This is a genomic window from Amycolatopsis sp. NPDC004625, assembly GCF_040609695.1.
Classification (GTDB): domain Bacteria; phylum Actinomycetota; class Actinomycetes; order Mycobacteriales; family Pseudonocardiaceae; genus Amycolatopsis.
The window spans coordinates 1-7139 of sequence record NZ_JBEXKX010000109.1 but is presented as its reverse complement, the minus strand read 5'-3'; the positions used below and the strand labels follow the sequence as shown (position 1 = coordinate 7139).

Annotated in this window: 7 protein-coding genes and 1 pseudogene; 3 read left to right on the top strand and 5 right to left on the bottom strand. The window is 67.1% G+C overall.

The annotated features are described in order from the left end of the window. Together ABZW17_RS46455 and ABZW17_RS46450 are read left to right on the top strand one after the other, a co-directional pair. Positions 1–227: transposase family protein (locus tag ABZW17_RS46455; protein ID WP_354829367.1), on the top strand; the 227-nt coding region annotated here is incomplete at its 5' end. 744 nt (positions 228–971) lie between these two features. Continuing rightward, positions 972–1241 carry a hypothetical protein gene (locus tag ABZW17_RS46450; RefSeq protein WP_354829363.1) on the top strand — a complete coding sequence of 90 codons (270 nt, stop codon included), beginning with the start codon at positions 972–974 and terminating at the stop codon, positions 1239–1241. 95 nt (positions 1242–1336) lie between these two features. On the opposite strand, the gene ABZW17_RS46445 is transcribed toward ABZW17_RS46450, so the two are convergent. From ABZW17_RS46445 to ABZW17_RS46425, 5 genes are all read right to left on the bottom strand, one after another. Continuing rightward, positions 1337–3289, bottom strand: a complete 1953-nt coding sequence (locus ABZW17_RS46445; protein ID WP_354829360.1) for a DUF3732 domain-containing protein — start codon at positions 3287–3289, stop codon at positions 1337–1339. Continuing rightward, a complete protein-coding gene (locus ABZW17_RS46440) occupies positions 3286–3771 on the bottom strand; it encodes a three component ABC system middle component (RefSeq protein WP_354829357.1) in 486 nt (161 codons plus the stop codon). The genes ABZW17_RS46445 and ABZW17_RS46440 overlap by 4 nt, the downstream gene beginning before the upstream one ends. After that, positions 3768–4976, bottom strand: a complete 1209-nt coding sequence (locus ABZW17_RS46435) for an ABC-three component system protein (RefSeq protein WP_354829354.1) — start codon at positions 4974–4976, stop codon at positions 3768–3770. The genes ABZW17_RS46440 and ABZW17_RS46435 overlap by 4 nt, the downstream gene beginning before the upstream one ends. A gap of 663 nt (positions 4977–5639) precedes the next feature. Then, positions 5640–5834 (bottom strand): hypothetical protein, encoded by a 195-nt coding sequence (locus ABZW17_RS46430; RefSeq protein WP_354829351.1) that lies wholly within the window; start codon positions 5832–5834, stop codon positions 5640–5642. A 527-nt stretch (positions 5835–6361) separates the two neighbouring features. Further along, on the bottom strand, positions 6362–6586 hold the full coding sequence (locus tag ABZW17_RS46425; RefSeq protein ID WP_354829348.1) for a hypothetical protein: 225 nt from the start codon (positions 6584–6586) through the stop codon (positions 6362–6364). 188 nt (positions 6587–6774) lie between these two features. On the opposite strand from ABZW17_RS46425, the pseudogene ABZW17_RS46420 reads away from it, so the two are divergent. Beyond that, positions 6775–7139: pseudogene (locus ABZW17_RS46420) on the top strand (IS982 family transposase); the annotation flags it as partial.

Genomic DNA, 7139 nt, shown 5'->3' with positions numbered 1-7139 from the left:
ATCCCGAGGTCGTCATGCCGTACCGCAAGCCCCGCGACGGCAGCGAGTTGCCGGAATGGAAGGAGGACCTCAACGCGACTCACCGCACGATCCGGACCGGCGTCGAGCACGTTCTGTCCAGGATGAAGAACTTCAAGATTCTCCGCGACTACCGCCGCGCCGCGAGCACGCTCGCCGACACAGTCTCCGGCATCGCGAACCTGCACAACATCCTCCTTGCCGACTGACCGCAACACCAGCCCCACCAACCACAACCACAGTTACGAGACAGCCCTTAGTTCGACAGGCAGGCACGCCAGCGCGCCCGCCCTACAGGCACCGACGACACCACAGGCGTCGCACAACACGGATCAGGCGGTTGCCGAAGACGAGGACGATCGGACCATCTGATTACAAGTCCGCCCTTCTGGCATATCGGCGAGTGCCGCCGTGCGCCATCTCATGCCGATAAGTGCAGGTCAAGTGGCATTTGCACGACTTCTCAATGCCGTGAAGTGTCGCGCCGTGTCAGGCACTACTCCAGCACCGGAGCCCCATCGGAGACGCAGCGACCCAGCACGCGCCGGTTGCCACGCCCACGTAGAGGCCTCGGTGTCGGATCGACCTACCGCTCGCCCCCACCGCCAATACCTCCGTCCGGCTGGACGTCCAGCAGCCAACGCTCAACCACGTGCCGCGGCGAACAGCCCAGGGCCGATCGGTCACCCTGTACCCGACCTGCGCCGACGCACGGTCACGACCGTCCGAGGACAGTAGCTTCGACGCCGCACCTCGTCATTAGCGAATCCGGCGAATCCCCTGTCAAGTCCGACGACGCTCCGTCGCGACTAACGTCCGCACATGCCGATGTCGGTGCGTCCGCGGGAACGTGGGTTTGATGCGGTGATTGAGCGGGTGACCTGCTCGGCGAGGTCTCGATGAAGGCACGCTGCTGGTAATAGCCGGCGGTGACCGCGGGAACGTCGTGTGGTGTGGGTATCGGCAGCGACAACAGCGAGCGGAAGGGGAGTCGTCCACCGATCACCGACGCTGCCGAGGACTGGGTGCAGATCCGGGTATCCGGCGGCTTGGTCCTGCTCTTCGAGCACGAGGCCATCCACGAACCGCTCGCTTGGCAGTCGATCGATGGTCATCAGCCGATGCAGGCCTGCTTGGGCATCGAGGTAGTGCCCGCCGCCTGGGCACAGGGCACGGGCGCGCTCTTGGCGACCCGCGGTTCGGTCCTGTGTTCGTCGAGCTGACGGCACCGGTGCGCCCGCCAACCCCTGGTGATCAGCCGAGTCTCTACCCGGCAGGACTTCGACCGGTGATCTCACCGCGACCGGCTGGCCTGGCGTCAGCCTGCGGTGATCCACTCCGCCGGGACCAGGGCGCCTTGACCGTCACGCCACCGTCGGATCACCGCAGATGCGAAGACCGGTTGCTCCAGGTCTGCGTGTTCCATGGCGATGACCTGGAGCTTGCCGTCCGCGGTGGTGATGCTGTCGGCGATGGCTTGGTACACGCGCAGGAGAGCTGTCCGGTCGGACTCCTCGGCTGGCTGTAGGTCTGTTCCTTTGTAGTCGGCGGGGAAGTAGACCTGGGAAGGCTGGTCGAGAACGAGCAGCTGCGGCACCGGCCGATTATGGTCGATGAACCACTCGTGCAGGCTCAAGAACGCGGCCAGGTGGTAGCCCAGCCAGTTCTGCCCGCCGCCGATCTCCTTGAGGGGGACTGGTCCGTCGTCGGTGTCGGCCACGACGGTGAGGTGGCGCAGGTCGAACCGGATGGGGGCGTCCGAGTGCTCGAGGACGAGTGCGCGGGCCTTCGCGGTGATCTTCTGGTTGATCAGTGACAGGCTGCTGTTGACCCGGTCGGCCTGCACGTCGTGGCCGAGGGCGTCCTCCAGTTCCTCGATGGCCGCGCGCATCTCTTCGCGCTGGTCGCGGATGCGGGGGGCGGCTGTGTAACGTGCGGCGTTCTCCAGGAACAGGCTGATGCGCCCGCGGACGCCGGCGGCGCGTAGCGTGGTGTCGCGGTACCGTGCGGCCTCGCGCATGCCTGCCTCGAGTGCGTCGCGTTCATCGTGGTTGGCGCCGAGTGCGCGGCGGTGCTCGCGGAGCAATTCTTCTTGCTCGTCGATGAGGGCCTGGATCTGCGGAGTGTCGTCGCTGACGTGGACGACGTTGGCGTTGAGTTCCTCCAGGTCTGTCCGCAGTGCGGTCGCGACGGCGCTCGGGGCGGTCACTTCGCTGTTGCAGACCGGGCATGCTTCCACAGAGGTGTCAGGGCTGACTTTGAGCAGCGACAAGGAAGTCAAGCGTTCGCGGTGGTCGAGTGCTTGCGTCAGGAACTCGCTGCGGTCGCGGAGTGCGCTTCTAAGTTCAGCGAGCCGGGCGCGCGTCTGCTGGAAGGCAATGCGCAGTCGATCCCGCTCCTGCGAGAGTGTGGCCAGGGGATCGTCTTCGTCCTCGGGGATCTCGGGCAGACCGGGCAGGGGTGCCGAGGCGGCGGTGCCGAGCAGCGCGAGCGCGTCGTCCAGCGTGAGCTCGTTGGTGTTCAGAGGGGCGAGCAGCGAAGTCTCGACCGCTTCCCTGACCAGGGCACGGGCCTGTCCGGACGCGGGCGCTGCGGATTCCTGCTGGTTGAGATCTCGTTCATGGTTCCGCAGTTCGGACTTCATTCGCTGCAGCTGTGCTCGTTGCACGGCCTGTTCGGGATCCACAGCTCCGATGAAGTAGGGGAAGATGTCGCGGATCGTCCTGGGACCGTGATCCTCCCCCTGCGAGTGGAACAGGTGGTCGGGATTCGCCACCACGTTTTGGGCTTGAATGCAGAAGTACAGAGCATGGCGGATGGACGGGGCCATGGTGTTGCCCCGGGTGGTGGGCAGGCGGATTGAGAGGTCGATGCCCGTGAACTCGGCGAGCAGGCCGCGCGCGGCCTCGATGGTGAAAGTGAACTGCATCTGCTCTGCAGCAAGCGGGAGATCCCCTGGCTGCTGGAAGACCAGGCAGAGCCGGGGAGATGGGGTGGTTCCGCGCGCTGCCCGGCGAGCCACGAACAGCTGGCGGTCGCCGCGGACGATCTGCACCGCGAAAACGTCGACGTACTCGCGCAGCTTGCCGGCGCTGATGGGGTAGTTGTCGCCGCTGCTGGCCATGCAGTAGTTGGTGACATCCCAGATGGAGGTCTTGCCCGTGAGGGAGTCGCCAGTGACGATGTTGAGTTCGCCAAGGTTGAACTTCAGGCTGCGCACCTGACCGGGCTGCTTGCCGTAGAGGGTCAGGGACTTGAGCTGCCAGGTCACGGTCGTACTCCAAGCAGGGTGAGGACGGTGGCGGTGGGTCCACCGGTGGGCAGCCACCGGCCAAGCATGTGGGCGGCCTTCTGGACCGCGGCGGCTTCGGCCGACCGGTTCCGGATCCCCTTCGGGATGGCTTTGTCGCGCAGGGTGAGTGCGGCCCCATCCAAAACGAGGATCCGGGTCTGCAGTGCGAACAGCAGTCCGGGTCGCACCACGGTGAGAAGCCCGGGGGTGTTGGCGGACATGTGAACTTTGATGGTCCCGTTGTTTTCCGCCCACTGGGCCATATTGGCGTTGGCGTTCGGCAGCAGGTCCCGGACCGCAGGTTGCAACGCCATGACAGCGGAGGCGACCACGAGGGGCAGCGGACCGGGGCGTTCGTGCGCGTCCAGGTGGCCTTGGACGACGCGGGCGCAGACCAGGGCGGTGAAGGCCGGGTTGTACAGCGCCCGCTCTTCCCTGCCCCACTCGACAGGGCTGCTCATTTGCTCGACACCGACCCGAGCAGCGCCATGAGGCGCTCCCGGAACTCGGGGTGCCAGCCGACCCGCCGCTCGTCAGCGAGGATCTGGTACGAGCCCTTGGTGACGAACGGTTCGTCGCATCCCGGCCGGATGGGGAACCGGGCATGGTGATCGACCCACCGGTAGATGGCGCGGGCCTCGCGGACCTTGGCCTCCTCCGCGGCCTCTTGCCCCAACTCCTCGCGCATCTCCTCGAAGCGGCTTGACCACTCCTCGACGAGGCGCTTCTCGTACTTGCCCAGCTCACCCGGCCGGAGCAGGTTGTCGTTGACCCACCTCGACCGCTGGGTGAACGCCCGCAGGTAGTCGCTGACCGCCTGCTGGATCCTGCTGTCGCCGACATTCACGAGGCGCAGTTGCCGGACGTAGACCTGTTCTCCGCCGGCGGGGTCCGCGCCGCCTGTCTCAGGCAGGTCGTCGTCGATGGGCAGGCTGTCCGGGCCGAAGCCTTTGCGGCGGTCGCTGAACACCACGTCGAACTCCAAGCCGGTCACCGGTCCCGACGCAGGGTCGCGCAACTGGGCGACCACCCTGCGGAAGAACCACCCGTCCAGGCGCTCCAGAAAGACCTTCGCGTGTTCGTGGCCCACGGCGAGGCCCAGCAGGCGCTGGATGCGCTCGGTTGTCTCGTCGATGTCAGGCGCCGCGTCGAGCACGCGAATCCGCTCAAGCAGGGATCGACGCTGGTCTGCCGTCAGCCTGTCCCACGCCTCGTACGCGGACTTGTTGGTCTCGTTCCTGGAGGTGCGACGGGCTTCATCTAGCAGCCCGAGCGCCTTCGCTTCGTCCCGGGGGCTGCCAGGGCCCGGAGGCCGGAGGTGGTAAGCGGCGCCCTCCGCGGCGGCCTCGGCGGTCGTGAGCAGGAAAAAGGTGGGGCGATCCTGGCTGACCGCAGACTCGGCCCAACCGGTGGCCCAGATCCGCAGGCTCTTCCACAGGTCAGTGGCCTTGTCAGTCATCTTGGTCCCCGGGGCGCGGTGCTTGAGCTGGTAGAGGCCCGGTCCCGTGTCCTCGTGGACCTCGATGTCGTCGCCCGCTTCGATGGCCATGGACCAGTCGGGACCGGCTCCTGTCTGTTCGACGCAGAAGTAGAGAGCCTTGCGGAGCTGATAGAGGTAGCCGACCGCTGAAGCCGATGCCTCGAACAAGTCGATCTGCTCACCCATCTCGAACCTCCCCGCCGCGTCGCCTGCCGATCACATGATCCGGCCGTCCCGCCGTTAACCGTGGCGAGGCACTCGCGTGTTACACCGCGTTATAGCAGCGATGCACGTGAGGATGGTGCGGACAGGCGTCCAGGACGTCCCCGCCCAGGTTCGTGGCCTGCAGGCTCACGGTTGACGAGGCAATCGGAAATCGTTGCCGCTGGCTGCTTGATCGCCGCGACGGCGCGTTTGGCATCGATGTCGCGGCGCTGGTTCTCGGCCCTGACGCCTGGCCACCACCACCTACCCCGCAGGGGCCGTGCCTGACGACCCGGCGACCAAGCCGCCCGCCCCGCGCCCAAGCCCACCAGCACGGCAGTCACCACAGCCTGGCGACCACGTCCCACCTTGCCCTTCAGCACATGAACATCGTGTGCCACCCGCGCACACATCGATCAACCACCGAACAAGCGAACATCGCTTCTGCCGCGAGTCGGTCGCCGGGCTGAGCCGAACGTCCTCTTCTGCCGCTGGTCGAGCGTCCACGTCCTCATGCCGATGAGGCGATGAGATCTTCTCTACGGAGCGCAGCTGCCAGGCCAGGCCCGCGCGGACGGCGTGCTCGCAGGCGTCACCGCGCGGGTCGTCGATGTCCAGGCCGCGCTCGAGGACCCGCAGCCCAGCTCACAGCAGGCCGGCTTGGTGCAGCTTCAGCAGCGCGCCGGCAACGCCCGGGGCAGCGCCGATCAGCAGCATTCGCAGGACCCGCACGGCGCGGTCGGCGCGACGGTGGTTGCGGTCGAGCACCGCGACCACGACGACGAACGAGATCAGCAGTAGCACGTAGCCGGCCACCGCCGCGATGAGCCACTCCGGCATCGCGCACCTTCCTCACCTGAAAGATCAGGTGAGAGCACGACCTTCGGGGCCCGCTTCGCTGTATACACACTCGCGGCTTCCAATGGCAAACCGTTCTGCACCGCTTGTTCGTGACCATCTGACTAGCCATGCGCTGACCAGCGAAGATCTGCCGCGCCGTCCTGTTTAGGTACGGCGCGCTGACCGTGCTCCGGCCCGACCGTGCAGGACGCGGTCGGCGCGTTCCTAGCCAGCCCGCGCGTGAACGACTCGCCGCACACGCGACGGGCGTACGGGCTGATGGCTCTCTCGACCGCTCGTCCGGCCGGCGTTGAGGCTGCTGCCGCAACCGAGCTACTTGGTCCGGACGCGGCCGCCGCGGTGATTCAGCCGGAGGGCGTGCCGGCGGCGGCGCCGATCCCGCCGAGCGTCCCGGCGGGGCCCGCACCTGCCAGTCCTGCTCGGCGGGCTTCCGCGTGATCACGTCGCGCATCGCCTCGGCGCGCTCAGCCACAGGTCGTCGGCCAATCGGCGCCCGTCCGGCGCCTTCAAGGTGTACGCGATCGTGGTCTGGAGCGTGTTAAGCGCGCCTGATCGTCGGTCCTGGGAGCTGATGGCCAACGCCGGCGCACGTCTCGGAGCGCCCTGGCTGCCGCCGTGAGGTCGCCGCGGCCGCCGTGCTTGTAGACCTTCCACAGGAACACGAGGGTGGCCAGCAGGCTGAGGAAGCTGAACAGGCTCGTCGTGACGATGACGGTCGTCATCACGGTCATCCCCACCTCCCTACCTCACGGCCACGCGCCTGCCCGGCCACACCTCACGTTGTACTGGTCGAGAGCCTGATATATGACCAGGCACCGGCCTGCGCACGCCACCGGGCCGAGATGTCCCGCACCTAGACGAGTAATGCTTAAGTCTGGGTGGTGACCGGAGACGGACGAAGGGTGTCCAAGATCCGTTTGTGACGACAGACCTGAACACCCTTCTCACCGCACTCCACGTCAAGATCGACGACCACCTCGTAGGCCGGCACCGGGTCGGCAGACCGCCGAAGCTCACCGACGCGGAATTGGTGACTCTCGCGGTGGCCCAAGCGCTGCTGGGGTTCACCTCCGAGGCCCGCTGGCTGCGGTTCCTGCCCGCCCGCATGCCCGGAGCGTTCCGCTACCTGCCCGGCCAGTCCGGCTACAACCGCCGCCTGCGTGCCGCGTTGCCGCTGGTCAAGCTCGTCATGCGCTGGCTGGCCGCGGACACCGACCTGTGGACCGACACCACCTGGATCGTCGACTCCACCCCGGTCGAGTGCGGCCGGTCCCGGCCGACGGT